The following is a 24,351-nucleotide window of genomic DNA, read 5'->3' as shown; positions in this document are numbered from 1 at the left end:
ATCGAATCAACGATAGTCACCGGGGAAACTGGCGGCTGCTCGGATCGGGAAGGCCCTGCTGTCAGCGGGGCAGGGGCAGCGCAGAGGAGTGCTGGGTCTCGATCTTCCAGACGCCGTCGATCTTCTCGTAGACGAAGGTGAAGCGTGCGCCGACCACGGAGGTCTGGCCCTTCTCGTCGGTGAGGGTGAAGTCGTAGATGCCGCTGTTGCCGACGGTGTCCTCGTCCCAGGCGATCGGGTAGCTCTCGACGATCTTGCCCTGCGGCTTCTTGGGCAGGAAGTCGTTGGCGAAGTAGTCGACGATCTCGGCACGGGTGTCGCGCACCTCGTTGTCGAGCGTCGGCAGCAACAAGCCGTCGGGTGCGTACTCGTCGGCGACCTTCTGGGGATCGCCGGTGGCGAGCGCCGCGTTCCACCGGTCGAAGAGCGCGCTGATCTCCTCCTTGGTGGCGAGCTTGCCGTCGTTCGAGACCGGCGCCACCGAGGTGGTGGGGGCTGCGCTGGAGGCGCCGGTGCTGCTGGTGGTGCCGGTGCTGCAGGCGGTAACCGTTCCGAGTGCGCCCACGACGAGTGCGGCGGCGACGTACTTGGTGTTGCGAGTCATGGTTGGCTCTTTCCTCTGCTTGTCGGGGCGACTGTTTGCCGCCTTCGGTGAGCACAACTATTCCGTTCTGTACTGCAACGTCCGGCCATGGTGAGTGCAGGGACGGGGCAGAGTTTCGGCAAGTTTGTGTAAACGAAGAACAATTGATCGCGCGAGCTCTCAGGGTGCCTGTCTCAGGCAGCGCCCGGCAGGGCGATGTGCACACGCAGCCCACCGCTGGGCGAGGTGCCGAGGTCGACGGTCCCACCGTCACGCTCGATGAGGTTGCGCACGATCGCCAGGCCCAGCCCGCTCCCGGTGCCCGGGGGCCCCGCGCGCCAGAAGCGGTCGAATGCGCGTGCGCGCTGGTCGGCCGTCATCCCCGGGCCCTGATCGTCGATGACGAGGTCGACGCCGGTCGCCGAGCGCGTGATTTCCACGGTGATCGCACCGCCGGTCGGGGAGACGGCGAGAGCATTGTCGACGAGATTGTCGATCACCTGCTCGAGCGACCCGGGTGTCAGCCGCGCGGGCGCCGTACGGGCACCCCGATCGACCCAGGTGACCTCGCGTTGTCGCAGGGCGGGCAGCCACACCTCGCGACGCTCCGCCACCAGATCCGCGACGTCGACGGTCTCGGTGGCCGAGCCGGGCGAATCCGCGCGGGCGAGGGCGAGCAACCCCTCGACCATCCGACTCATCCGGTCGACCTCGCCGTCGATTCGGTTGAGCTGGCGGGTGACCGCGGGGTCGTCGGTGGCGTCGACGACGTTGTCGAGAGACAGTCGGATCGAGGTCAACGGTGTGCGAAGTTGGTGGGAGGCATCGGCCACGAACGCGCGCTGAGACGCCAGAAGCGCACCCGTGGTTGCCGCGCTGGCGTTGAGCGTTCGCGCCAGGGAGGCGATTTCGCCCGGGCCGTTCTCCGGGGCGCGCGCAGACCAGTCGCCATTGCCGAGCCGACGGGCGACGCTCTCGAGCCGGTGCAGTGGCCGCACCACCGACCGTGAGAGCACCAGGGCGATCAACGCCGATGCTGCCAGTACCACCGCGCCCACCCCGCTGCGGAAGATCCAGATGTCGCGAATCTGATGATCGACGTCCGCCGACGGCGCCACCACCTGCACCGCCGCCACCACGGCCGACGACGGGTCGGTGGCGCTCGCGCGCACCGGCAGCACCACCGACACCCCCTCGGCGCCCAGCAGCGTCGAGTAGCCCCAGACCGGTTCCGGGGTGGTGCCGGTCAACGCCTGCTGCACCTGCCGATCCGACTCGTCGCTGCCCGCGTAGCCCGTATCGCCCGCGTCGACCAGGCGTACGCGTGCGCCGGTGGCCTGTTGGAAGTCTCGTGTCCGATCGGCGATCGCCGATGCCGCCCCGGCGTCGGACCGCTGCACCAGCGGGGTGAACAGGCGCGCCTCGAGCAGCGCGGTCTGCTGCAGATTCGAGCGCAGCAACTGGGACGAGCTGATCGCGACGGGGACGGTGAACAGAATCAGGGCGATGGCGACGAGTGCGAGGTAGCTGATCACCAGCCGCTGCCTCATCGCGGTGACCTGTCCGCCCGTGACCCACCCTCCCGTGACCTACCCGCCCGCGATTCGTCGGCGGGGATCTCGAGCCGGAAACCCACCCCGCGCACGGTCTGCACGTCGACCGCACCGTCGAGCTTGCGACGCAACGCCCCGACGTGCACGTCCAGAGTGCGGGTGGAGCCGAACCAGTTCTTGTCCCACACCTCGCTCATCAGTTCCTCGCGCCCGAACACCACACCGGGCCGCTCGGCGAGCATGCTCAGAAGGTCGAACTCCTTGGGGGTGAGGGCGATCTCCTGCCCGTCGACGTATGCCCGCCGCGCGTCCCTGTCGATCCCCAGCGTGCCCAGATCCACCGGTCCGCCGCCCTGTCCTGTGCTGCCCTGCCCTGTGCCGCCGTCCTGCGCGGCGCCGGGGCTGTCGGTGTTCTCGGCACCCTCGCTGCTGCCCTCGGCCGCCAGCACACCGGCCGCCGTGCGTCGCAGCACCGCGCGCATGCGCGCCACCAGCTCCCGCAGCCCGAAAGGCTTGCTCACGTAATCGTCGGCACCGAGTTCGAGGCCCACCACACGTTCGACCTCGTCCGAGCGGGCCGTGATGATGATGATGGGCACATCGCTCGAGGCTCGGATGTCTCGGCACACCTCGATCCCGTCGCCGTCGGGCAGCCCGAGATCGAGCAGCACCACCTCCGCTGCTCCGTATCCGGCGCGGGCGTCGGCGGCGGTGGTGACGTGGGTGACGTCGAATCCATATCTCGGCAGGCCGTCGACCAGCGCCTCGGCGATAGCGGGATCGTCCTCCACCAGCAGCACGCCCAGGCGTGGTGTTTCGCTCACGCCACCACCGTAGTGGCCGGGCGTAGCGTGTTGCCGGTGCCGATCCACCCGCCGCCCAGCACCCCACCGCCCAGCACGCCTCCGCCCAGCACCCCACCGCCGTCCCGCACGAGTGCACCGTCGATGTTCGCCGGGCGGCACCCCCTCGTGTGTGCCCCGATGGCCGGGGGTCCGTCGACGCCGGCCCTGACCGCCGCGGTGTCCGAAGCCGGCGCAGTCGGCTTCCTCGCCGGTGCGTCCCTGACGGTCGACGAGCTCGACGCTCAGCTCACCGAGGTCGAGCGGCTCACCTCGCAGCCCTACGGGGTCAACCTGTTCGCCCCGTCCGGGCGCATCGCCGACGACGCCGCGCTGACTCGGTACGGGCGGGCTTTGCAGCCTCTCGCCGACGAGCTCGGCGTTCGGTTGGGGGCGCCGGTGTGGAACGACGACTCCTTCGACGACAAGGTCGACGTGATCTGCCGCCACCGTCCCGCCGCGGTGAGCGTGACGTTCGGCAGCCCGGGTCGCGCCTTGGTGGATCGGCTGCACGAGGCCATCGGCGCCACGGTGATCGGCACCGTGACCTCGGTGTCGGAGGCCGTGATCTCGGCTGCCGACGGCGCGGACATGCTCGTCGCGCAGGGCAGTGAGGCGGGCGGCCACCGTGGGGTGTTCGACGACGATCCGAGCGACCCTCGGGGTGGGGAGTTCCTGTCGCTGTCGTCGCTGCTCATGGCCGTCGGGCTGTCGGTGGACGTACCGCTGATTGCCGCGGGGGCGATCATGGACGGCGCCGACGTGGTGGCCGCGCTGGGGTGGGGAGCTGTCGCCGCCCAGATGGGCACGGCATTCCTGTGCTGCGACGAGGCCGGTACCTCGGCCGTGCACCGCGCGGCTCTGCTCGACCGTCGATACCACCGAACGATTGTGACCAGGGCCTTCTCCGGCCGTCCGGCGCGCGGGCTGGCCAACGAGTTCGCCGAGCAGTTCACCGCCGGCGCCCCGGCCGGCTACCCCGAGGTGAACGTGCTCACCGCTCCACTGCGCGCCGCCGCCACCCACGCCGGCCGCAGCGACATTCCCAACCTGTGGGCGGGCACCGGCTGGCGTGCGATCACCACCGGGTCGGCCGGGGACATCGTGCGTCGCGTCGTGGGGGAGATGGTCACGGCCTGAGCTGTGCCCCCCGGGGTCTGCCGGTACCGGCCGACCTGCGTCGCCGCCGGGGGTCAGATCCTGCGCAGCACCCGATCGAGGGCGTCGACGGCGTGATCGAGGTCGGCGTCGGTGACCGTCAGCGCGGGCCGGAACCGCACGCTGCGGTCGCCGCATCCGAGCATCAGCACGTGCTCGTCCACGCGCAGGGCGTCGATCACCTCGTCACGAATCTGCCTGGTGGGCAGGGACAGTGCGCACATCAGTCCACGGCCGCGAACGTTGTCGACGCCGGGGTGCCGTGCCGCCAACTCCTGCAGACGAGCGAGCAGGTGCGCACCCATCTCGCCGGCGCGGGCGATGAGCCCGTCGGATTCGACGATCTCGAGGATTCGCCGCGACCGCACCATGTCGGTGAGGCTGCCGCCCCACGTGGAGTTGATCCGCGAGGACGTCGCGAACACGTTGGCGGGCACCTCGTCCACCCGCCGGCCCGCCATCACACCGCACACCTGCGTCTTCTTGCCGAACGAGACCACGTCGGGCACCACGTCGAGCTGCTGGAAGGCCCACGCCGTGCCGGTGATGCCCGCGCCGCACTGCACCTCGTCGAACACCAGCAGGGTGTCGAACTCGTCGCACAGCTCCCGCAGCGCCCGCAGGTAGTGCGGCCGGAAGTGGTGATCGCCGCCCTCACCCTGAATGGGTTCGACGACCAGCGCGGCGATGTCGTGTGGGTGCTCGACGAACGCGCGACGGGCCGCGTCGAGTGAGAGCTGTTCCAGCGCAGCCATGTCCGCGCCCTCGCGAATGTAGGGCGAGGGGATGCGCGGCCAGTCGAACTTGGGGAAGCGCGCCACCTTCACCGGGTCGGTATTGGTGAGCGACATGGTGTAGCCCGAGCGTCCGTGGAACGCGTGCTCGAGGTGCATCACCCGGGTGCCGAGGGCGGGGTCGATGCCGTGGGCCTCGTTGAATCGACTCTTCCAGTCGAATGCCACCTTGATGGCGTTCTCCACTGCCAGCGCTCCGCCCTCGACGAAGAACAGGTGCGGCAGCCGCGGATCGCCGAGTACGCGAGCGAAAGTGTCGACGAACTCCGCCATCGCGCAGGTGTACACGTCGGAGTTGCTGGGCTTGTGCAGCGCGGCCTCGAGCAGGTTCTCGCGGAAGCTCCGGTCGCCGACCAGGCCCGGGTGGTTCATGCCGAGGGCGTTGGAGGCGAAGAAGGTGAACATGTCGAGATAGCGGGTGCCGTCGCGGGCGTCGACGAGGGTGGATCCTGTGGACGCCTGCAGGTCGAGCACCATGTCGAACCCGTCGGCCAGCATGTGATCGGCGATGACGGAGTGGACGTCCGCCGGAGCGACCGCATGGCCGATCGGCCGCAATACTTGTGTCATGGATCGGAGAGTACGCGATGAAGTTTCAGTATGCGCGCTTTGGTGCCGTAAATTATCCTGTCGTGCGCTGCCGAACCCGCCCTGCGCTCACCCACACCGCATACACCCACACCGCCACCCCGACCCGGGAGACTGACCGTCATGACCTCGCCGCACACCCTGCCCGCGCGCACCCGCGACATCCTCGCTTCCCTCGGAGTCGCGGACCCGTTCCTGGCTGGTGCTCTGCCCACCCACCCGCCGGGTGCTCTGCCCACCCACCCGCCGGGTGCTCTGCCCACCCACCCGCCGGGTGCTCTGCCGGTCACGTCGCCCATCGACGGCTCCACGCTGGGCCACCTGGCGCCGACGGTCGATGTCACCGCCGTGATCGATGACGCCGCCTCAGCGTTCACGCGCTGGTCGCTGGTCCCCGCACCGGTGCGCGGATCGGTGGTGCGCGAGTTGGGCGAGTTGCTGCGTGAGCACAAGGATGCGCTCGGCGAGCTGGTGTCGATCGAGGCCGGCAAGATCGTCTCCGAGGGTCGCGGTGAGGTGCAGGAGATGATCGACATCTGCGACTTCGCCGTCGGGCTCTCGCGGCAGCTGTACGGACGGACCATCGCGACCGAGCGGCCCGGCCACCGCATGATGGAGCAGTGGCATCCCCTCGGTGTGGTCGCGGTCATCACCGCCTTCAACTTCCCCGTCGCGGTGTGGGCATGGAACACCGCGATCGCCCTCGTCGCCGGCGACACCGTGGTGTGGAAGCCGTCGGAGAAGACGCCGCTGACCGCCGTGGCCGTGCAGGGGTTGTTCGAGCAGGCGGCGCGGCGGGCGGGCGTGGATCCCACTGTTGCGCAACTCGTTCTCGGCGAGCGGGCCGCCGGCGAGGCGCTCGTCGACGACCCCCGGGTGGCCCTGGTCTCGGCGACGGGGTCCACGCGCATGGGTCATGAGGTGGCACCGCGTGTCGCAGCCCGATTCGGCCGTGTGCTTCTCGAGCTGGGAGGCAACAACGCCGCCATCGTCGCCCCCTCGGCCGACCTCGACCTCGCCGTCCGGGGACTGGTGTTCTCCGCCGCCGGAACCGCCGGTCAGCGCTGCACGTCGCTGCGCCGGGTGATCGCGCACGAGTCGATAGCGGACACCCTCGTCGCGCGCCTCACTGCTGCGTACGCGAGCCTGCCCATCGGATCACCCTTGGACGCAAGCACTCTCGTGGGTCCGCTGATCGACGAGGCGGCTCACGACGGGTACGTCGCGGCCCTCGATCAGGCGCGCCGCGACGGCGGGAAGGTGGTGGCGGGCGGCGCGCGGCGTGTGGTGGACGGCGGCGCCGGCGTCTACGTGGAACCCGCGATCGTCACGATGCCCGCGCAGACCGCCGTGGTGGAGCGAGAGACCTTCGCGCCCATCCTGTACGTGATGACCTACTCCGATCTCGCCGACGCGATCACCATGCACAACGCTGTGCCGCAGGGCCTGTCGTCGTCGATCTTCACGACCGACCTGCGCGAGGCGGAGCTGTTCCTCTCCGCCGCGGGATCCGACTGCGGCATCGCGAACGTCAACATCGGTCCCTCCGGCGCGGAGATCGGCGGAGCGTTCGGCGGCGAGAAGGAGACCGGCGGCGGCCGCGAGTCCGGCAGTGATTCGTGGAAGGCCTACATGCGCCGGGCCACCAACACCGTCAACTACAGCTCGGAGCTACCGTTGGCGCAGGGCGTGCAGTTCCTGTGATCGGCTGGTCCCAGTCAGACGGGGTCTCTGTGGCAGTGAGGGAGGCGACGGTGGACGTCGAGATTCGGGACGAGTCGATTCGGTTGGGGCAGTTCCTCAAGCTGGCCAACCTGATCGACAGCGGCGCCGAGGCCAAGGCAGTCATCGCGGACGGTCAGGTGTCGGTCAACGGTAAGGTGGATACCCGCCGTGGGCGGCAGCTGCGCGACGGCGACACGGTGAGCATCGCCGGCGCCACCGCCACCGTCCGCTCGCCCGTCGCATGAGGCAGTAGCGCTGCCGGGCCCCTCAGGCAGGTTCGGCGCCGAGGCTTTGCCGAGCGGTGTTGTCGAGGCGTTGGCGAGCAGTGTTGGAGCCCTTGGTGATCGGGATCGCTGCGCCCGCTGCAGCCAGGCCCATCACCGGCATGTTGACGTAGATGCTCTCGTAGGAACCCGGAGCCGCGCGAAAGGTCTCGTGGAAAACCCCGACCGTTCCGGACGATCCGACGCGTCGATTGAACTCGCGCCACGCGGGCAGATGCGGGTCGTCGGGGTTTTTGGCGAATGCTTCCAGATGGTCGGTGCTGCGCCAGTACTGGATGACGGTGACGGTGCGACCGGACCGAGTCAGCCGCCAGTTCAGCAGCCCCTTCTCCGGGTGGCGTTCGAGCTCGCGCAGCATCCGCGGCATCGCCATGAACGGTGGCCACCACCGGTGGATACGCCACAGGGAGTTGATGCGCATACCGATCAGGAAGACGACGAAATCTCCCTCGACCTGCGCTGTGAATCGGCCGGGGTTGATGGTGGTGCGTGCCATGGGAACCTCCGCAAAAGTGGATAGTGGATCTATCTGTTAACAGATAGTGCTACTATCTGTTTGTGATTGTCAAGGCCGCGAACGTCGTGCTGGGTGGCCCGCCATCGGGTCCCTGCGGTTTTGGTTGCGCAGGTTCGGGAGTGAAGGTTCCTCTGTGAAGGCTCGGTTGTGAAGATTTCCGAACTCGCTGCGCGCGCAGACGTGTCGCTGCCCTCGATCAAGTTCTATCTGCGGGAGGGTCTGCTGGCCCCCGGCGATCGGACGGCGCGCAACCAGGCGGTGTACAGCGAGGACCACGTACGGAGGTTGCGCCTGATCCGCGCGCTGATCGAGGTCGGCAGCCTGCCCATCGCCACGGTGCGCACGGTTCTCGCCGAGGTCGACCGAAGCGACGACGACCTGCACGACGCGTTCGGATCGGTGATGCACGGCCTCGACCGTGCCGACACGAACCCCGAATCGCCCGTCGACGAGGTGTGGGACTGGATTCGATTGCGACAGTGGTCGATCGACCCGTCCGCCCCGGCCGTGCCGCGCTTGGCATCGCTCCTCGACACCCTGCGGCAGTTCGACTTCCCGGTCTCCGCGCGCGACTTCAGCGACATCGCCGACGTGTTCGAGCGCCGAGCCGACTTCGCCGTCGGTCACGCGCGCAGCAGGCCCGACCGGGTGTCGGCGGTGGAGACGATGGTCGTGGGCACGGTGGTGGTCGAGCGCATCTACACCGAAATTCGACGCCTCGCCCTCGAGGCCGTGAGCGCCCGGATCAGGGACGAGCAGGACACCTCACCCGGTCGGTTGTAGAAGCTCCTCGGGGTGGTGGACGAGGTTGATGCGGCCCGTTCTCGTGGGGTCGATGCTGGCGGGTGGGTGCCAGAGTGTGCGGCCGGGGTGTTCGTGGCTCGGCGGTGCGATGGTGGTGGCCCAGCGGTCGGGCCCGTCGCCGACGAGCGCGTGGTGGTGATCGCACGCGAAGGTCAGGTGCTCGATATCGGTGCGGCCGCCGCGCGCCCAGTCGGTGGTGTGGTGGGTTTGGCAGTGGGTGGCCGGCCGGGTGCAGCCAGGGAAGGTGCAGCCGCGGTCGCGGGCGAGTAGCGCCAGGCGCTGGTTGTGTGTGGCGATGCGCTTGCTGCGCCCGAGCATCAGAGGCCTGTCGTGCTCATCGAGCAGCAGCAGGTACGGGCTGGTGTGGGCGGCGAGGCGGATGGCGTCGCGAGCAGAGAGCACCGTGCCGGTGTTGGACAGCGCGAGACCCGTCCGGCGTTCGAGGTCGGTGAGTCGAACGGTGATAACTGCGCTGACTGGACTGCCGCGGTGATGCTTGAACTGCCCCGAGGCGAGCGCCGATCCAAGTGCTTCGACCAGCGCGTCGTGCTGGCGCTGCCCGACCGGGCGCGTGTCGGGACCTGTGCGCGTGTCGGGACCTGCGCCCGGCGGCGGTTCGGCCGTGGAGGCCGGTTCGGTGGTGTCGGGTTGGTCCTCTGGTGACCCGGCGGCCCGTTCGCGGCCGGGTGGTTCGCCGCTGGGCTGTTCGGTGCTTGGCTGTTCGTTGCTGGACTGCTCGCGGCCCGGTGGCTCGGCGTCGGGTGTGGCGAGGTCGAACAGTTCCTCGAACATCGGGTTCGTCGGCGAGGCCTTCCGTCGTCCTCGCTCACCCGGTACCGCGTCCGTTGGTGTGGTGTCGGCGGATGTGCCGTCGACGCATGTGCCGTCGGCCGGGTTGTTCACTCCGGGGCGGGCGCGGGAGGCGAAGATCGTCTCGAGGAGCAGGCGGCACTCGGCATCGATGTAGAACTTCCCGCGCGTGAAGCCGTGGACGTCCTGCGGTCCGAGGTGCAGGTAGGGCTGGGGCGGCGGCGGCGCAGTGTCGTCGGGTTCGGGCCCGTCCTGGTCCAACCACATCGCCAGACGTGTCGCAACGGCCTCGAGTGCCGTGGGGGTGAGGGTGCGCGCCGCGGCGACCAGGGACTTCTCGCAGTCGACCCGGGTAAAGGCGTCGACATCGGCCGGGAGCCCGGCGAAGAAGCCGAGGATCACGCTCAGGTGGCCGTTGGTGAGCATGCCGTCGCGCATTGCTGCTGCGACGTGCTCGTACTCCGGTGGGAGTACCTGGCCCAGCTCGTACCGGGGTGCAAGTGAGTCGGCCAGCGTGACCAGCCGAGTTGCGTCCCGACCGGCCAGGGACAGCAACTCGATCAGTGCGGAGCGCGTGGTCCGCCCGTAGGTGCGCAAGCCATCTGCAGCGGCGAGCTGGGCAACCAGAGCAGGTGCCTGCCCGGCCAGCAGAGCCGAGGCGCGGTGCTGGGCGCGCAGGACGCCGATGAGAGCGTCGGGTGTGAGCAGGGAGGTATCCATCGATACGAACTCGGTGACGGCCGCCAGGAGGTCGGCCGTCATGGCAGCGGCGGCGTGGTCCGTGATCGCGCGCGCCGTGGCTCCCCGCGCGGTGACCTCCCGCGCCATGTCCGCCCCATCGTCGGAGCCCCCCGTACTCATGGCACCACCGTACTCGATATCGAACATATGTGCGAACAATTGAAGTAACGATTCGGGCACAAGCTCCGGTGGCCGGTGTAACGTCTGCTTCGTGAAGCGAAGGATGGCCGACGCGGCGGACCGCATGCGCGTCCCGGCGAATCTGCTTCGCGTCCTGGCTGCCCTCGCGCTCGTGCTCCCGACCCTCGCTCTGCTCGGCGGGAGTGCCGATGCCGCGTCGATTGCGGTGCTCGCACTCGTTGTCGTGGCGGCCGGGATCGTCGCCGCACTCACGGCGGCCGCCGTCGTCGACGCGACGTGCACCAGCGGGCCGGCACCCGAAGAACGGTGCCGTCACGGACGATTCCGCCGGCAAACCAACCCGCACACCCCTGGTCGTCCACGACCTCGAGCGCCCGGACTCGGCCTCCTGCCGGTCTGACGCGTCGTCGCCTCGGGCCGGTGAGAGCCGACCCGTTCACTGCGCAGTCGCACGAGTCGACGCGCACTCACAGTCCGAGGTGACTTTCCATGCTCGATGTCGTCTACTACCCCGTTTCTGCCCTGCTCTGGTTCTTGTTCCACGCATTCCACGCCGTCGTCGGCGATCGCGGCAGTGGCGCCGCCCGGGTGCTGGCCATCGTTGCCCTGGTGGCGACGGTCCGACTGGCGATGCTGCCGTCGTACCGCGCTCGTGTTCGTGATCAGCGCACCCTGCGAGCGCGTCGTCCACAGCTCGCTGCGCTCGAGCGCACCCACGCCGGTGACCGCGCTGCGTTGACGTCGGCGACGTCGGCGCTGCACCGCGAGCCCGGGGTCCGACCCTTGCGCGGATGCCTGTCCGCGCTGATCCAGGCCCCGGTGTTCATCGGTTTGCTCCACGTGCTGCGCTCGTTCGATCGCACGGCGGCCACCGGTGTCCCGTTCCTCCACGTGACAGCACCGATGACGCCGGAACAGAACGCGGCGACGCCGAACTACGTGTTCTCCGCCGCCGATGTTCGGTCGTTCCTCGACGCGAAAGTCTTCGGTGCGCCGCTGACCCACAGCATCGCGAGCGCCGGAATCGACCGGCCCGCAGTGCTTCTCGTCGCCATCCCGCTCATTCTGGTGGCAGCGGTGCTGACCTTCCTCTCTGCCCGCGGGGCCCTGGCCCGCCAGCGCGACGTGGCACCGGGGGTGGTCGGCACGAGCGCTGTCGGCCGGAGCGGAGTCGACCGCCCGGATCCCACGCGCATGATCGCCGCGCTCACCCTGCTGGCCCCGGCCGGGGCCGCGCTCGGCGGGCCGATGGTTCCGGTCGGGGTGCTGATCTACCTGCTCGCCACCGCGGCGTGGACGGCGGCTCAGCAGCGCATCGTGATGGGCGGGACCCGGGCGCCGCGCCCTTCCGCGCGCCCGATTGCAGAGCACTGAACCGACCGATAGGTTCAGCCCTGTCGCTCATCCCGACGACTTCCGTGCGGAGAGGATTTTCGATGCCATCCCTTCTCGAACTGGACAACCTGGTGGTTCGACGCGGGTCGGCGTTCGCGCTCTCGCCGATCTCGCTGAGCCTCACGACGGAGTCGGGCATCGTGGGGTTGTTCGGGCAGAACGGCGCCGGGAAGACGACTTTGCTCAAAGCCGTTGCGGGACTGAGCGATCACCACGGTGGCGAGATCCGGACGATCGATGGCGCACAGCCGGTGTTCCTGCCGGACTCGGCGTATCTGTACGACTTCCTGACCGTCCGCGAGTGCCCGGCGGTGCTGGCTCGCTACTTCGACGACTTCTCCGTCGAGGTTGCCGACGAGATCATTTCGGTACTCGGCCTCGATCGAGACAAGCGAGTGCGGCAGCTGTCCAAGGGCATGGCCGAACAGCTCTCGCTGGGCCTGATGCTGGCACGGCGGGCGTCGGTGTATCTGTTCGACGAGCCCCTCGCCGAGGTGGATCCGGCGACCCGCGACATCGTGGTCGAGTTGATCGAACGCTTCCGTCCACCCGACTCGACGATGGTGATCAGCACCCACCTGATCGCCGGGCTCGAGGACCTGTTCGACGAGTGTCTGATCCTCCATGAGGGACAACTGTTGATGCACGATCGGGTGGGCAACCTCGAGGCCGACGGTGGCCTCGAGGCTGCGTTCAAGAAGGCGGTGCGCAGTGCGTGAGTTCGGGATCGAGATGCGCAAACGGGGCCGGGTGTTCGGGTTCACGGTGGCCACGGTGCTGCTGGTTCTGGCCGTGGATTCCCTGGTGGACAACGACATCACGAACATCGCGTGGGTGTTCACCGTGATCCTGGCGTCGTCGGGTCTGGCGGGCTACGCGGTGTTCGTGGTGTTCGACGTCGTCGCCGGAGAGGGTGATCCGTTGCTCCGGATGTCCACGTTGTCGTTGTCCGAGAAGTTCGTGCTGGTCGCCGCTCCACTGATTCTCGGGATGGCCGCCACGGGGGTGGTGACCGTGCTCGGGTACCTGGTCGCCACGGACGATGCGCCGCCCGCCTCGGTGGCGGTGATCGCGTTCACCGTGTTCTCGAAGATCGCCTCCGCCGGCGCGTGGGTGGGCAGTGCGTGGCTGGTATCGGCTGCGGTGCGACGGCTTCCGGGCACGAGCGTGCGGATCGGAGCTGCCGGCGTGGGGCTGGCCGTGTTGATCGGTGCGCAGATCGCGCTCGTGTGGAGCGTGTACGACCTCGGCGGGCAGGGGTGGTCGCTCGGCGCCTCCACCGAGTTCGCGGGCCTGCCCGTGTACGCGAACGTGCTGGCCGTCGACGTCGCAGGAACCGGCACCGCCGTCTCGGCCGAGGCGGTCGGATCGCTGTCGATCAACATCGCCCTTCTGGCAGCGGCCCTGGGCTACGCGAGGATTCGCGACCTGCGGGGGTCGAGGATCGGCGCTATCGCCGCCCCGGCGACCTGAGGGGGAGCTCGCAGGCGCTAGCGCGCCGCAGGTCCGGGTGCGACGGGGAGGTTCAGCAGGCCCCGGATGAGGTAGCTCTCACGGTAGGCGAGGTCGCTCTCGATCAGCGTCAGCTCCGGGAACCGCCGCAGGAGTCCGGTGAAGGCGGCGACGGCCTCCATGCGGGCCAGGGGTGCGCCGACGCAGTAGTGGATGCCGTAGCCGAAGGCGACGTGTCCGCCCGCGTGGCGGGTGACGTCGAGGCGGTCGGGGTCCGGGAACTTCTCCGGATCGCGGTTGGCGGATGCCAGTGCGACGTAGACGAATTCGCCCGACGGTATCTCGACGCCGTCGATCGTCACCGGCTCGCGCGTGTACCGAATGGTGGCCATGTCGACAGGTCCGTCGAATCGCAGGAACTCCTCGACGGCGCCGGGGATCAGACTCGGATCTGCCTGCAGCGCAGCAAGTTGGTCCCGATTGCGCAGCAACGCCAGCATGCCGTTGCCGATGAGGTTCACCGTGGTCTCGTGGCCGGCCACCAGCAGCAGGAACGCCGTGGAGATCAGTTCGGTCTCGGTGAGCGAATGCCCGTCGTCGACGGCGTGGACGAGCGCGGTGAGCATGTCGTCGTCTCGGCCCTCACGCTTGGCCGCAATGAGATCGGACAGGTAGGTCACCATCGAGCCGGCTGCGACGGCGCGTTCCTGCGGGCCGGACATCGACAGCAGCGTCGCGCTCCAGGAGCGGAAGTCGTCGCGATCGGCGATGGGCACACCGAGCAACTCGCAGATCACCGTGATGGGCAGCAGAACCGCGAACTGCTCGATGAGGTCGACCTGCTCCTGACCCTCGAGTGCATCGAGCAGCTCGGTGGTGATCTCCTCGATCCGAGGTTGCAGGGACGCTATCGCTCGCGGGGTGAACGCCTTGTTGACCAACCCGCGCAGCCGGGTGTGGTCGGGGGGATCGGAGTTGAGCATGCTCGAGGTGAGTGCCTCGCCGATCGCGGTTGCGCGCACGGAGTTGCCGTCGAGAATGTCCTCGATACCCGCCGCGGCCTTGTAGAGCCGGGGGTGGGCCAGCGCTGCGCGCCCCTGCTCCCACCCGGTGATCACATAACCCTCGAAGCCGTCGCTGAAGCGAACGTGGTGGACGGTGCCCTGCTCACGCAGTCGCGCGTACGTGGCGTAGGGGTCGTCGAAGAACGCGGCGTCGAGGTCGACGATGGGCCGTGTCGAGGTGGTCACCCCTCGACCGTACCGAGCTTTAGCGCTGCGAACTACCTGGCGTCCTGCGAACTACTGGACCGGGAGCGGCGCGGAGACCACCACGACACCGTCGGCGTCGCTGTAGAGGAACTCGCCAGGTGAAAAGGTGACGCCGCCGAACTCGACGGGCACGTTCTTCTCACCCGATCCGGTCTGGGTGCTCTTGCGCGGGTTGGTGCCCAGGGCCTTGATGCCGATGGCGAGGGTGGCCAGGATGGCCGAATCCCGCACGGCGCCGTTGACTATCACCCCGGCCCATCCGTTGTCCACACCGCGGCCGGCAATGATGTCGCCGACGAGGGCGGTGTGCACGCTCGCATCGCCGTCGACGACGAGGACGCCACCATTGCCGGGCTCGGACAGCGTCTGCTTGACCAGCAGATTGTCCTGGAAGCAGCGGATGGTGGTGATGGGACCGCAGAACTCGGTGACTGCCCCGATGCCGCGGAACTGGGTGTCGCAGCTGCGGATGTCGGGCCCGATACGGTCGGCGAGATCGGCGGTGGCGATGAAGTCGGTCACCGGAGGAGCCTAAACCGCCGCGCTCACCGACGACCGTGCCGGCGCTCGTAGTCCTCGCGGACGCGGTCGACGCGTTGTTGAGCCTTCGCGGTGATCAGATCGGGGTCGAGCCCGTGCTGCATCAATCGGTGACGTCGGTAGATGTTCATCAGCGCCACCGCGAAGTACACGTAGGGCAACAGCAGCAGCGCCATCATCGCCAACCGAATCCACCACGGGCCCGGCACGAACAGGAATGCGGCCATCAGCGCCAGGGCAGGTACGAGGAACCGGATGAGGTAGCGCACCGACGCCCCGCGACCGAGCAGGTCCTCACGCACCCAGTCCTGCAGCGACTCCGGCAGCACCCGTCCGACCTGGTAGCCGAGATACTGGCCCGGGGTCGGGCGGGGACGCCGGCCCGGGGTCGGGCGGGGGTGGGTGCCCCGGCTGCTGTTCATACAGCCATCCAACACCACACCCGACGCCACCACCCGACCCCGTGCGCAGTTACCCGACCCCGTGCGCCCCGACCCCGTGTGCCGCGGCGTTGGCGGCGATCACGTCCACCAGCCACTGCGCCAGCCCCGGTGCCCGGTCGTCGTAGTGCGCGGTGAAGCGCGGGTCGGAGACGTACATGCCCGACACCATGACGTGCATCGCGTGATCGCAGTCGTAGTGCTCTGCGATCTGCGCGCGGTGCCGCTCCGCGAGCGCGTTGGCCCGATCGCTGCCCGGTTGTACGCCGTCGGCCATGGCCGCTGCGCAGTCGGCCTCGAGGGCGTCGGTTCGCGCCTTCAGATCGGCCCAGTCCTGCGGCGACCGCGCAGCCGCGGCCCGCTGACTCTGCTTCCACGCGTCGGTCTCGCCCCAGCGTTCCTGCGCCTCGGTCGCGTATTCCTGGCCGAGCCAATCGTCGCCGAAGATCTCCCGCTGTTGTTCGGGTGTGAGTTGATGGAACATTTCTCTCGCCTCCAGAATTCTGTCCAGGGCGGTCGCCATGGACTGCAGGTGAGCAATTCGCGTGTCGACGAGCGCCCGCTGGCGCTTGAGATGCTCGATCTCGTCGACCCCCGGTTCGTCGAGCAGACGTCCGATCTGCTCGAGGGTGAACCCCAACTCCCGGTACGCCAGCACCGAATACAGCCGGGCGACATCGTCGGCGTCGTACAGGCGGTATCCGGCGTACGAGCGGCCCGACGGAACCACGAGTCCAATGTCGTCGTAGTGATGCAGCGTGCGAACGCTGATGCCGACGAGGCGGGCGATGGTGCCGACGGTACGTCCGTCGCCGGCGGTACCGGGTGAGGGGTGCGAATCGTTCACCGGAACCACGGTGGTGTCTCCCGTCACGTGAGGGTCAAGTAACGCGGCCTGGAACTTTCCGATCAATAGTTCGACAATCACTGGACAATGGCGCGACAAATGGCTGCGCTGCCGACCCTCACCCGGAACCGGACCCGAAAGGCCGACGATGCCCCCTCCGAGCGCCCCCGCGCCGACGATAGTCGGAGTCGGGGCCGTGACCGGGTACGGCTGGGGCCGCGAGGTGCTGTGGGACGGGCTCAGCAGCGGCAAGGCAGCCGCGCTGCCGATGCGCGGCTTCGGTGTCGCCCCCGATGTCGACGCCTGGCTCGCCCGCATCCCCGAGGGTGGTGACCCCGCGGACTCGGTGAGTATGTTCTCGCGCTCGACCAGGTGGGCCGCGCGTGAAGCGATCTCCGACGCGTTCGCCCGCGGCTGGACACCGGGACGTCGTGTCGGACTCATCCACGGAGTGGTGCTCGGCGACACCGAGGACTGGCGCACCTTCCACCTCGACGACGGCGGTGAGCGGCGCTCACGCGACTACCTGCGGCTGCTGCCGTCCACACCGATCTCGACGGTCATGCAGGAGTTCGGCCTGCACGGTCCGGCCATGAACGTCTCCGCCGCGTGCAGCACCGGCAACGTCGCGCTGATCACCGCAATGCTGTGGCTCGAGGCGGGCATGGTCGACGATGTCGTCGTCCTCACCACCGATGTCTCGCTGATCCCGGAGAACGTCGCGCACTTCGTGCGGATGGGCGCTGCTGCGGTGGACGACGAGCCGCTTCAGGCGTGTCGGCCCTTCCAGGAGGGGACGCGCGGATTTGCGATGGGGGAGGCCGCAGTCGGCTTCGTCCTGACCGGCGGATCGCGCGCGGGGGCGTCGAGAGCGGGGGTGTCGAGAGTCAGGGGCGGGTACCTGCGGCTCCTCGGCGGCGCCATGAACCACGACGGCCATCACGTGACGTCCGTCGAGCCGTCCCTGACGTGGGTGACCGCGTGCCTCGAGGAGGCGCTGGCGACGGCGGGTGTCTCGGCCCGCGACATCCGCTACCTCAACGCACACGGTCCCGGTACCAAGCAGAGCGAAGCCGCCGAGCGAGCACTGCTCGACGGTCTGCTCGCTCCCGCACGTCCGCACGTGTTCTCGATCAAGCCGCTGGTCGGCCACTGCCAGGGCGCGGCGGCCGCCGTCGAGATCGCGGCATCCGCGCTGGGCACCGAGCGCGGGCTCGTCCCCGCGTCCCCGCATGTCGCCGCCGCCCACCCATGGCTCCTCGATGGCGTCACCCCCATGATCGACGGGCTCACCCTCAAGCCCTCACTGGGAATGGGCGGGCACAATTCCGCGCTCGTTCTCGCCCCGCCGTCGTAGATCGGTTCCCGAGCGCGACCGCGATACATCCCTCAGCGGCTACAGTCGGTCGAATGGGCGACAGCCGGCGTGTGCACACCTTTTCCGACGACGCTCTCGGTGAGCTCGATGCCACGGCGGTGGCGGCGGCGGTATCGGCGGGTGAGATCAGTGCCCGCGAGGCGGTCGATGCGGCCGTCCTTCGCGCCGAGGCCGTCCGAGAGAGCCTGTGCGCCATGGAGTTCGCCGACTACGAGGGTGCGGCCCAGCGGTCGTCGAGCCCGCAGCCGGGTGTGTTCTCCGGTGTGCCGACGGTGATCAAGGACAACGTGGACTGTGCCGGTGTGCCGACGCGATCGGGATCGGCCGCCGTTCCGGCGCGTCCGGCGAAGTCCGATTCCGACGTCGTTTCCCAGTTCCTGTCGACGGGCGTGATCAGTATCGGCAAATCGACGATGCCGGAATTCGGACTCAATGCCACCACCGAGTTCGTGGGCCGTCCGCCCACCCGAAATCCGTGGGATACGCAGCGCTCGGCCGGGGCGTCGTCGGGCGGATCGGCCGCACTCGTTGCGGCGGGTGTCGTGCCCATCGCACACGGCAACGATGGCGGCGGGTCCATTCGCATCCCCGCGGCCGCGTGCGGGCTGGTGGGGCTGAAGTTCACGCGTGGCCGCGAGGTGGTCGACGAGCATGCGCGGCAGTTGCCGGTCAACATCATCTCCAACGGCGTGCTCACCCGATCGGTGCGTGACACCGCCTCCTACCTCGCGCAGATCGAGCGGTACCGGCCCGCCCCGTCGTTGCCGTCGGTGGGGCTGGTGCAGGGACCGGGTCGGCGGCGACTGCGCATCGGAGTGGTGGACCGCGGGCTGCCGGGTACGCAACTGGATGCGGACACCGTGGCCGCGGTGCGCCGGACCGCCGACCGCCTCGCCGGCCTCGGACACCAGGTGTTCGAGCTGGGGTTGCCGTTCCCGGAGGACGAGCTGGTGACCTTCCGGCGGGATTTCACGCAGTACTGGGCGCTGCTGGGGTTCTTCCTGCAGCGATTCGGCTCCCTCGTCATGGCGCGCGGGTTCGACGCGTCGGCCACCGAGCCGCTCACGCGCGGTCTCGCCGAGGCCTTCCTGCGCAGGATCCACACCACCCCGGCCGCCGTGTGGCGGCTGCGGCGGCTCGAGCATCGCTACCGTCGCCGGTTCGACGACATCGACGTGCTGCTCTCGCCCGTCGTCGGCCAGGTGACGCCGGAGCTGGGCTACCTCTCGCCGGAGACGGAGTTCTCGGTGCTGTTCCCGCGGCTGCTCGATTACGCGTGCTTCACCCCGCTGAACAACGCCAGCGGTGGGCCTGCCATCAGCCTGCCGATCGAGCAGAGCTCGGGTGGGCTACCGCTGGGAATCCAGTTCGCGGCCGATCACGGCGACGAGAGGACGCTGCTCGAGTTGGCGTTCGAGCTCGAGGCGGAGCGCCCGTTCGCCCGTGTTCAGGACGCTGCGATCCGATCGTGACATATCGACAGTAACGACGAACCGACTGGTTTGGATAGTCATGACGTAGGTCACACCAACCACGTCAGGAGAATCCCATGCCCGCTCGCATCTCCCGCCTGCTCGCCGCTACCGCCGTCGTCGGCGCCACCACCGCTGCCCTACTCGGCGCTGCGGGGACAGCACAGGCGGCCCCGCTCCCGGTCACCCCGCCGGGGAGCACGTATCTTTTCGACGCAGCCGGCGATCCGGTGTATCGGGTGAACAAGGTCGACAACCTCCTCGAGATCTTCACCACCGACAAGCCGATCGTGGCGTTCCCCGGCGAGCTGCGCGTGATCTACCGGCGACCGGGCTACGTTCCGTTCCCGACTCGGTTCGACGGGGCAAGCTACTTCCCGCAGATCGTCGGTCCGCCTCTGTGCGTGTTCGGGAAGTGCCACCAGACGTACATCGACAACATCGCCATGGCCCCCGGTGGAATCCCCCCGCGGTCGATCGGCGCCCCGGACGGACGCTGACCGGCTGCCCACGCGCGGCGGGTAGATTGTCCGAGACCACGCGGCACAGACGACAGCTCCGGACTCGCCGCGCGTGCCCGACGAGACCTGGAGAAACCGCATGCCCGCTCCTACACCGGCCACCTTCGAGCGCCTCGCCTCGCTCATCGCGATCGACGACGTCTCCGCCCGGCCCACCAAACCGATCATCGAGGTGTTCACCGGCCGCGAGATGGCAACCATCCCGGTGGGCACCGCCGACGACGTGCTGGCCGCCGTCGACAAGGCCCGGCGTGCGCGTGCCGAGTGGGTGAGGCGTCCGGTGAGCGAGCGGGCAGCGGTGTTCCTGCGCTACCACGACCTGCTGCTCGAGCGTCGCGAGTCCCTGCTGGACATGGCTCAGGCCGAGACCGGTAAGTCCCGCCTGGCCGCGCAGGAGGAGGTTCTCGACATTGCCCTCACCTCGCGCCACTACGGCCGGACCGCGAAGAAGACGCTGGCCACCAAGAAGGTCCAGGGCATGCTGCCGGTGCTCACCAAGACCCGCGTGCACTACCAGCCCAAGGGCATCATCGGCATCATCTCGCCGTGGAACTACCCGATGACCCTCGCGGTCTCCGACGCCATCCCCGCCTTGATCGCCGGCAACGGCGTGGTGCTCAAGCCCGACAGTCAGACCCCGTACTGCGCGCTCGCGTGCGTGGAACTGCTGTACGAGGCCGGGCTGCCGCGCGATCTGTTCGCCGTCGTCCCCGGTCCCGGTTCGGTGGTGGGAACCGCCCTGGTCGAGAACACCGAGTACCTGATGTTCACCGGCTCCACCGCGACCGGCCGGCTGCTCGCCGAGCAGGCCGGGCGTCGGCTCATCGGGTTCTCCGCCGAACTCGGCGGCAAGAACGCGATGGTGGTCGCGCGGGGGGCGAACCTCACCGAGGTGGCCGACGCGGCGGTGCGCGCCTGCTTCGCCAACTCCGGGCAGCTGTGCATCTCCATCGAACGCATCTACGTCGAGCGCGCCGTGTACGACGAGTTCGTCTCGGTGTTCGGCGAGCGTGTGCGTCGGATGAGCCTGGGCGCGGACTACGACTTCGGCATCGAGATGGGCAGCCTCATCTCCGAGGACCAGGTCAAGACCATCTCCGCACACGTCGACGACGCCAAGGTCAAGGGCGCCACCGTCGTCGCGGGCGGGAAGCCGCGTCCCGACATCGGCCCGCTGTTCTACGAGCCGACCGTGCTCACCGACGTCTCCGACGACATGGAGTGCGCGGCCACCGAGACCTTCGGGCCGCTGGTGTCGATCTACCCCGTCGCCGACGTCGCCGAGGCGATCGCGAAGGCCAACGACACCGAGTACGGACTCAACGCCAGCGTCTGGGCCCGAACCAAGGCCGAAGGTGAGGCCATCGCGGCCCAGCTGCGCGCGGGCACCGTCAACGTCGACGAGGGATACGCACCCACGTGGGGCAGCACCGCCGCACCGATGGGCGGCATGGGGGTCTCCGGTGTCGGTCGTCGCCACGGCGCCGAAGGCATCATCAAGTTCACCGAGCCGCAGACCGTCTCGACCACGCGGATCGTCAACCTCGGTGCGCGCGGAGTCCCGCCGAAGCTGTGGGCGCAGATCATGCCCCGCTTCGTCGGCGCCATGAAGTACCTGCCGGGTCGGTAGGTCCGGCTCGCCCGATCGGTAGCTCGGAACCGGGCTGATCACGGTGCGGTGGCCAGCGCGGCCGCCAGACCGAAGGCCACACCCATGATCGCGGTCTCGACCACCGCCCGCCGCACCGATGCCTCCGGTTGCGTGCGGTGGGCGGCGATCGTCGACACCCAGGTACGTCGCTGCCACCAGCCGCCCGCGAACAGGATCAGTGCTGCAACGCCTTTCGCGAGGACGATGCGTCCGTACCCGGTGTCGAACAGCGCCTCCCACGTGCCCATCCGAACCGCCCCGTTGACCGTCCCGGTGATCACGACCGCGCAGATGCACCACAGCGCGATGCGCGAGTAGCGCGGCAACAGGTCGGCCCAGCCGCGGCGTGTGCGCACCACGGCGGCCATCGCCACGAGCACCCCCAACCAGGTGGCAGCGCCGACCACGTGCACCGCATCGAGCACCGCCCCGAAGCTCTGCTGCGACATGTGCCCGGTGACCGGCCGGGTGAGCAGACCGAACCCCGCCAACACCATCACCAGAACGGGCGACCAACTTTGCTCGCGTCGTGCCGCGAGGGCAGTCATCCCGGTGACCGCCACCGAACACATGAGCGTCGCGACCGCGACCTGCCCCACGGACACGGTGGTGAGGAAGTCGGTGAACGTTCCGACGGTCAGCTCGCCGACCCCGATTCCCTGACTGTCCGCGGCGGCGAGGACGGTCACGACCAGCTCGGCGATGGTCCAGAAGGCAGCGGTGAGCGAGGCTCGTCGCCACAGCGTTCGCGCGTCGAGGTGGCGGTGATCCCACTGCGCGAGGACCCCGAACCCGAGCACGGCAGATCCGGCAACCAACGCCAGGACTCGGGCGAGCGAGGAGATCTCGGGCTCAGTGGGTGCGGCGAGGGCCGCCCCGATCCCGACGCCCACCAGCCCGGTGAGGGCGGCGCACCACCACGCGGCGTGCGCCGCCCTCACCGTCATGCGCGCTTGCGCAGAGCCAGGAACAGCCCCGCGACGAACACGGCTACGGCCGCAACCACGAAGGGCCACAGAGGAATACCGCCGGACTGTGAATCCGCGGCCGCGTTCGCGTCCGCCCGCGGCCCCGGTGTACCCGATCCGGCCACCGTGAGCTCGAACGTGCGGGTGCCGCTCACCGGATGACCGTCGGCCGAGGTCACCCGGTAGGCGATGGTGTACGTGCCCACCGGTCCGAGATCACCGACCGGCACCGACACCGTCGGCCCCACCACGCTCGGCGTGCCGCGCGACCACAGGTTGCCGTCCGGCCCGACGACCGTCAGGGAATCGAACTTCTCCTGGATCGGCTCGTTGAACGTCACGCTCGCCGTCGCCGGACCTTGCGAGACCGATGACTTGTCCGCCGGCACGCTCGACACCGGCACCGAGTGCGCCGAGGCGACCGGGCCCGTGAGAACGCTCCCCGCAGCGGCGAGGAACAGCACCGCGACGGTCGCGACCAGACGTCCGAGCGCCCGCGAGATCACGACCGCCGACCGCGTACCGCCGCGCCGATCCCCAACGCGGCACCGAGCCCACCGAGCACCAGGCCGACGCCACCGAGCACACGAGCCGTGTTGTCGGTGGCCTTGTCCGAGTGCCCGCCCGACGCCGAGTTTGCTGCCGCCGAGTTGCCTGCCGCCGAGTTGGTCGACGCGGAGTTGCTCGACGCCGAGGCCGCGCCGTCCGACGAACCGCCGTGGGCGGCGTGGTCGTCGTCCCCGCCACCGGTGTCCGCGCCCAGCGCGAGGGTGGGCGTCGGATGCTCGGGTTCCGCGCCTCCGGCCGGGGTGGGCTCGTTCCAGTTCACCACCGACCCGTCACTGTAGGTCTGCGTGGCCGGCAGGTCGATCGAGGCCTGCTCGGGCAGCGGCCCGGCGCTGATCACGAAGCGCTGGAACTGCCCGGGGCCCACCGAGACGCCGGGATTCGCGGTCCAGGTGACGGAGGTGGCGTTCTGCTGAGCGTCCTTGCCGACCACCGCCGTCCAGCCCGGAATCGGTTCGGGCCGTGCGGACTTCAGTGCCGGCAGGGCGATGGTGAGCGCGGTGGTACCGGCGGTGTCCGATTCCGTGGGCACCCGGAACTCGAGCACCGAGTACCCACCCTGCGTGGCGCCCGGCGCATTGACCGAGACGTGCGCCGAGGCGATGCCCGAGGCCGCGAACAGGGCTGCGGCAGTGAGGGTTCCCGCGCTCAGGACGCGCCGAAGAGAGGTGTTCATGCGATGTAGTCCTTTGACAGATGAGTCTGTGCACCGGTGGTGTGGGCACAGGTGTGGTGTTGTGGGGTCAGGTGAACGACAGCACCGGCGGACCACGCCTGGAGAGGTGAACACGGTTGTGCTGGAGCCGGATCGGAGTGCCCGGGGCCACCGGCGGGACGGGCTCGTGTGCGACGATCGGCGCGGCGGGCGCAGTGGCGGCCACCGCGATCACGGACGTCGCGGCGCGGTACAGGCGCTCCGCCGTGACCACCAGAGCCGAGCAGAGCAGGAGGGCCGCGACGTGGCATGCCAACATCGCCGTCGAGCTTGCGTGGTGGGAGACGTGCGCGGTGCCGGCGTCGATCGAGAGGATCCAGTGCGCGCCGAGCTGCCCCGCCGCGATCGACGCACCGATGCGTACCCACGCACGCGAACGGGTGCGCGAACTCGCGGCCGCGATGCCGACCACCACGCACAGACCGCCGAGAAGCACCAGCGTCGACGTCGACGTCATCATCGGGCCGGCGCCGAGACCGGCGGCATGATCAGCGCCGTGTCCGGCAGTGTGATCAGCGCCGTGTCCGGCGGCATGATCAGCGCCGTGCCCGGCGGCGGAGTGGGCGGCGACGGCCAGTGCGGCGGTGAGAACAC

27 protein-coding genes are annotated in these 24,351 nt (G+C 69.2%); 12 read left to right on the top strand and 15 right to left on the bottom strand.

Going from position 1 to position 24,351, the window contains the following annotated elements; all coding sequences use genetic code 11:
- Positions 1-61 precede the first annotated feature (61 nt).
- From ACY48E_RS05015 to ACY48E_RS05005, 3 genes are all read right to left on the bottom strand, one after another.
- Complete coding sequence (locus tag ACY48E_RS05015) at positions 62-604, bottom strand: SgcJ/EcaC family oxidoreductase (RefSeq protein ID WP_462871000.1); 543 nt, start codon at positions 602-604, stop codon at positions 62-64.
- A 173-nt stretch (positions 605-777) separates the two neighbouring features.
- A complete protein-coding gene (locus ACY48E_RS05010; RefSeq protein ID WP_462870999.1) occupies positions 778-2,133 on the bottom strand; it encodes a sensor histidine kinase in 1,356 nt (451 codons plus the stop codon).
- Positions 2,130-2,960 (bottom strand): response regulator transcription factor, encoded by an 831-nt coding sequence (locus tag ACY48E_RS05005; RefSeq protein WP_462870998.1) that lies wholly within the window; start codon positions 2,958-2,960, stop codon positions 2,130-2,132. The genes ACY48E_RS05010 and ACY48E_RS05005 overlap by 4 nt, the downstream gene beginning before the upstream one ends.
- Positions 2,961-3,083: 123 nt before the next feature.
- On the opposite strand from ACY48E_RS05005, the gene ACY48E_RS05000 reads away from it, so the two are divergent.
- Positions 3,084-4,118: a nitronate monooxygenase gene (locus ACY48E_RS05000; protein WP_462870997.1), complete on the top strand. Its 1,035-nt coding sequence runs from the start codon at positions 3,084-3,086 to the stop codon at positions 4,116-4,118.
- A gap of 53 nt (positions 4,119-4,171) precedes the next feature.
- Here ACY48E_RS05000 and lat read toward each other — a convergent pair whose 3' ends face one another.
- A complete protein-coding gene (gene lat / locus ACY48E_RS04995; protein WP_462870996.1) occupies positions 4,172-5,500 on the bottom strand; it encodes an L-lysine 6-transaminase in 1,329 nt (442 codons plus the stop codon).
- 213 nt (positions 5,501-5,713) lie between these two features.
- Between lat and amaB the strand changes: the two genes are divergently transcribed.
- Both amaB and ACY48E_RS04985 read left to right on the top strand, forming a co-directional pair.
- Positions 5,714-7,222: an L-piperidine-6-carboxylate dehydrogenase gene (amaB, locus tag ACY48E_RS04990; RefSeq protein WP_462871223.1), complete on the top strand. Its 1,509-nt coding sequence runs from the start codon at positions 5,714-5,716 to the stop codon at positions 7,220-7,222.
- Between the two features lie 50 nt (positions 7,223-7,272).
- On the top strand, positions 7,273-7,488 hold the full coding sequence (locus ACY48E_RS04985; RefSeq protein WP_462870995.1) for an RNA-binding S4 domain-containing protein: 216 nt from the start codon (positions 7,273-7,275) through the stop codon (positions 7,486-7,488).
- A gap of 22 nt (positions 7,489-7,510) precedes the next feature.
- Here the strand turns inward: ACY48E_RS04985 and ACY48E_RS04980 are convergent, their stop codons facing one another.
- Positions 7,511-8,023 carry a DUF4188 domain-containing protein gene (locus tag ACY48E_RS04980; RefSeq protein WP_462870994.1) on the bottom strand — a complete coding sequence of 171 codons (513 nt, stop codon included), beginning with the start codon at positions 8,021-8,023 and terminating at the stop codon, positions 7,511-7,513.
- 168 nt (positions 8,024-8,191) lie between these two features.
- Here ACY48E_RS04980 and ACY48E_RS04975 point away from each other — a divergent pair, with 168 nt between their 5' ends.
- Positions 8,192-8,827 (top strand): MerR family transcriptional regulator, encoded by a 636-nt coding sequence (locus ACY48E_RS04975; protein WP_462870993.1) that lies wholly within the window; start codon positions 8,192-8,194, stop codon positions 8,825-8,827.
- Here ACY48E_RS04975 and ACY48E_RS04970 read toward each other — a convergent pair.
- Positions 8,810-10,519: an HNH endonuclease signature motif containing protein gene (locus tag ACY48E_RS04970; protein ID WP_462870992.1), complete on the bottom strand. Its 1,710-nt coding sequence runs from the start codon at positions 10,517-10,519 to the stop codon at positions 8,810-8,812. The two genes, ACY48E_RS04975 and ACY48E_RS04970, sit on opposite strands and share 18 nt — an antisense overlap.
- A 91-nt stretch (positions 10,520-10,610) precedes the next feature.
- Here ACY48E_RS04970 and ACY48E_RS04965 point away from each other — a divergent pair, with 91 nt between their 5' ends.
- The 4 genes from ACY48E_RS04965 to ACY48E_RS04950 all read left to right on the top strand — a co-directional run bounded on the left by ACY48E_RS04965 (position 10,611) and on the right by ACY48E_RS04950 (position 13,408).
- A complete protein-coding gene (locus ACY48E_RS04965) occupies positions 10,611-10,940 on the top strand; it encodes a DUF6412 domain-containing protein (protein ID WP_462870991.1) in 330 nt (109 codons plus the stop codon).
- Positions 10,941-11,029: 89 nt separating this feature from the next.
- On the top strand, positions 11,030-11,914 hold the full coding sequence (yidC, locus tag ACY48E_RS04960) for a membrane protein insertase YidC (protein ID WP_462870990.1): 885 nt from the start codon (positions 11,030-11,032) through the stop codon (positions 11,912-11,914).
- A 62-nt stretch (positions 11,915-11,976) separates the two neighbouring features.
- Entirely contained in the window at positions 11,977-12,654 is a 678-nt protein-coding gene (locus ACY48E_RS04955) for an ATP-binding cassette domain-containing protein (RefSeq protein ID WP_462870989.1), read from the top strand.
- Positions 12,647-13,408 (top strand): hypothetical protein, encoded by a 762-nt coding sequence (locus ACY48E_RS04950; RefSeq protein ID WP_462870988.1) that lies wholly within the window; start codon positions 12,647-12,649, stop codon positions 13,406-13,408. Before ACY48E_RS04955 ends, ACY48E_RS04950 begins: the two co-directional genes overlap by 8 nt.
- 17 nt (positions 13,409-13,425) lie before the next feature.
- Here ACY48E_RS04950 and ACY48E_RS04945 read toward each other — a convergent pair whose 3' ends face one another.
- Genes ACY48E_RS04945 through ACY48E_RS04930 form a run of 4 tightly spaced genes read right to left on the bottom strand, consistent with a single transcriptional unit; the run spans position 13,426 to position 16,485 of the window.
- A complete protein-coding gene (locus ACY48E_RS04945; protein ID WP_462870987.1) occupies positions 13,426-14,637 on the bottom strand; it encodes a cytochrome P450 family protein in 1,212 nt (403 codons plus the stop codon).
- A gap of 51 nt (positions 14,638-14,688) precedes the next feature.
- Positions 14,689-15,180, bottom strand: a complete 492-nt coding sequence (rraA, locus tag ACY48E_RS04940; protein WP_462870986.1) for a ribonuclease E activity regulator RraA — start codon at positions 15,178-15,180, stop codon at positions 14,689-14,691.
- Positions 15,181-15,203: 23 nt separating this feature from the next.
- Complete coding sequence (locus tag ACY48E_RS04935) at positions 15,204-15,620, bottom strand: DUF5313 family protein (RefSeq protein ID WP_462870985.1); 417 nt, start codon at positions 15,618-15,620, stop codon at positions 15,204-15,206.
- Between the two features lie 49 nt (positions 15,621-15,669).
- Positions 15,670-16,485: a MerR family transcriptional regulator gene (locus ACY48E_RS04930; RefSeq protein WP_462870984.1), complete on the bottom strand. Its 816-nt coding sequence runs from the start codon at positions 16,483-16,485 to the stop codon at positions 15,670-15,672.
- A 196-nt stretch (positions 16,486-16,681) separates the two neighbouring features.
- Between ACY48E_RS04930 and ACY48E_RS04925 the strand changes: the two genes are divergently transcribed.
- The 4 genes from ACY48E_RS04925 to ACY48E_RS04910 all read left to right on the top strand — a co-directional run bounded on the left by ACY48E_RS04925 (position 16,682) and on the right by ACY48E_RS04910 (position 21,486).
- Positions 16,682-17,842 carry a beta-ketoacyl synthase N-terminal-like domain-containing protein gene (locus ACY48E_RS04925; RefSeq protein ID WP_462870983.1) on the top strand — a complete coding sequence of 387 codons (1,161 nt, stop codon included), beginning with the start codon at positions 16,682-16,684 and terminating at the stop codon, positions 17,840-17,842.
- Between the two features lie 53 nt (positions 17,843-17,895).
- Positions 17,896-19,335 (top strand): amidase, encoded by a 1,440-nt coding sequence (locus tag ACY48E_RS04920; protein ID WP_462870982.1) that lies wholly within the window; start codon positions 17,896-17,898, stop codon positions 19,333-19,335.
- A 77-nt stretch (positions 19,336-19,412) separates the two neighbouring features.
- Positions 19,413-19,835: a hypothetical protein gene (locus tag ACY48E_RS04915; RefSeq protein ID WP_462870981.1), complete on the top strand. Its 423-nt coding sequence runs from the start codon at positions 19,413-19,415 to the stop codon at positions 19,833-19,835.
- A 100-nt stretch (positions 19,836-19,935) separates the two neighbouring features.
- A complete protein-coding gene (locus ACY48E_RS04910; protein ID WP_462870980.1) occupies positions 19,936-21,486 on the top strand; it encodes a succinic semialdehyde dehydrogenase in 1,551 nt (516 codons plus the stop codon).
- 38 nt (positions 21,487-21,524) lie between these two features.
- Here ACY48E_RS04910 and ACY48E_RS04905 read toward each other — a convergent pair whose 3' ends face one another.
- The 5 genes from ACY48E_RS04905 to ACY48E_RS04885 form a co-directional block, all read right to left on the bottom strand.
- The gene (locus tag ACY48E_RS04905) at positions 21,525-22,454 is read right to left on the bottom strand and encodes a copper resistance D family protein (RefSeq protein ID WP_462870979.1); all 930 of its coding nucleotides are present in this window, start codon (positions 22,452-22,454) and stop codon (positions 21,525-21,527) included.
- On the bottom strand, positions 22,451-22,981 hold the full coding sequence (locus ACY48E_RS04900) for a copper resistance CopC family protein (protein WP_462870978.1): 531 nt from the start codon (positions 22,979-22,981) through the stop codon (positions 22,451-22,453). The genes ACY48E_RS04905 and ACY48E_RS04900 overlap by 4 nt, the downstream gene beginning before the upstream one ends.
- On the bottom strand, positions 22,978-23,718 hold the full coding sequence (locus tag ACY48E_RS04895) for a YcnI family copper-binding membrane protein (protein ID WP_462870977.1): 741 nt from the start codon (positions 23,716-23,718) through the stop codon (positions 22,978-22,980). Before ACY48E_RS04895 ends, ACY48E_RS04900 begins: the two co-directional genes overlap by 4 nt.
- A 67-nt stretch (positions 23,719-23,785) precedes the next feature.
- A complete protein-coding gene (locus tag ACY48E_RS04890; RefSeq protein ID WP_462870976.1) occupies positions 23,786-24,217 on the bottom strand; it encodes a hypothetical protein in 432 nt (143 codons plus the stop codon).
- Positions 24,214-24,351 (bottom strand): hypothetical protein, encoded by a 138-nt coding sequence (locus ACY48E_RS04885; protein ID WP_462870975.1) that lies wholly within the window; start codon positions 24,349-24,351, stop codon positions 24,214-24,216. Before ACY48E_RS04885 ends, ACY48E_RS04890 begins: the two co-directional genes overlap by 4 nt.

The organism is Rhodococcus sp. AZ1 (assembly GCF_054979605.1).
Note: the sequence above shows the minus strand (reverse complement) of the source record. Positions and strands in the feature narration are given on the sequence as shown.

Coding starts and splice junctions, on each gene's coding strand:
- ACY48E_RS05015 (WP_462871000.1), bottom strand. CDS start 604: ATGACTCGCAACACCAAGTACGTCGCCGCCGCACTCGTCGTGGGCGCA.
- ACY48E_RS05010 (WP_462870999.1), bottom strand. CDS start 2,133: ATGAGGCAGCGGCTGGTGATCAGCTACCTCGCACTCGTCGCCATCGCC.
- ACY48E_RS05000 (WP_462870997.1), top strand. CDS start 3,084: ATGTTCGCCGGGCGGCACCCCCTCGTGTGTGCCCCGATGGCCGGGGGT.
- lat (WP_462870996.1), bottom strand. CDS start 5,500: ATGACACAAGTATTGCGGCCGATCGGCCATGCGGTCGCTCCGGCGGAC.
- ACY48E_RS04980 (WP_462870994.1), bottom strand. CDS start 8,023: ATGGCACGCACCACCATCAACCCCGGCCGATTCACAGCGCAGGTCGAG.
- ACY48E_RS04970 (WP_462870992.1), bottom strand. CDS start 10,519: ATGAGTACGGGGGGCTCCGACGATGGGGCGGACATGGCGCGGGAGGTC.
- yidC (WP_462870990.1), top strand. CDS start 11,030: ATGCTCGATGTCGTCTACTACCCCGTTTCTGCCCTGCTCTGGTTCTTG.
- ACY48E_RS04955 (WP_462870989.1), top strand. CDS start 11,977: ATGCCATCCCTTCTCGAACTGGACAACCTGGTGGTTCGACGCGGGTCG.
- ACY48E_RS04935 (WP_462870985.1), bottom strand. CDS start 15,620: ATGAACAGCAGCCGGGGCACCCACCCCCGCCCGACCCCGGGCCGGCGT.
- ACY48E_RS04920 (WP_462870982.1), top strand. CDS start 17,896: ATGGGCGACAGCCGGCGTGTGCACACCTTTTCCGACGACGCTCTCGGT.
- ACY48E_RS04915 (WP_462870981.1), top strand. CDS start 19,413: ATGCCCGCTCGCATCTCCCGCCTGCTCGCCGCTACCGCCGTCGTCGGC.
- ACY48E_RS04910 (WP_462870980.1), top strand. CDS start 19,936: ATGCCCGCTCCTACACCGGCCACCTTCGAGCGCCTCGCCTCGCTCATC.
- ACY48E_RS04905 (WP_462870979.1), bottom strand. CDS start 22,454: ATGACGGTGAGGGCGGCGCACGCCGCGTGGTGGTGCGCCGCCCTCACC.
- ACY48E_RS04895 (WP_462870977.1), bottom strand. CDS start 23,718: ATGAACACCTCTCTTCGGCGCGTCCTGAGCGCGGGAACCCTCACTGCC.
- ACY48E_RS04890 (WP_462870976.1), bottom strand. CDS start 24,217: ATGATGACGTCGACGTCGACGCTGGTGCTTCTCGGCGGTCTGTGCGTG.